The 273-nt window shown below is 47.6% G+C and carries 1 tRNA gene; it reads right to left on the bottom strand.

Features of this window, described 5'->3' with window-relative positions:
• Window positions 1-187: 187 nt before the first annotated feature.
• Window positions 188-263, bottom strand: a tRNA-Ala gene (locus JNA92_RS26270).
• Window positions 264-273 lie beyond the last annotated feature (10 nt).

Genomic DNA, 273 nt, shown 5'->3' with positions numbered 1-273 from the left:
AATTCGCATGTTGCTCTTTCGAGCAGAACTCACAAATTTTACCTTAGCCTGATCCACCAGCAGTGAAACTGGTGTTCAGTCTATTTCTATCACATATCCGAATTTTTAAAGAACGATCTGACAAAAGCCAGAAATCAACATTCGACGCGAATGCTCATTTCTGAGTTTGATCAAGGTACAGCAGAAGTGGTGGAGCCAAGCGGGATCGAACCGCTGACCTCCTGCGTGCAAGGCAGGCGCTCTCCCAGCTGAGCTATGGCCCCGCATATTGGT

Origin of the sequence: Pseudomonas putida (assembly GCF_022627325.1) — a bacterium.
GTDB classification, from domain to species: domain Bacteria; phylum Pseudomonadota; class Gammaproteobacteria; order Pseudomonadales; family Pseudomonadaceae; genus Aquipseudomonas; species Aquipseudomonas putida_X.
The sequence above is the reverse complement of the archived record's forward strand: the minus strand, read 5'-3'. Positions and strand labels throughout refer to the sequence as shown.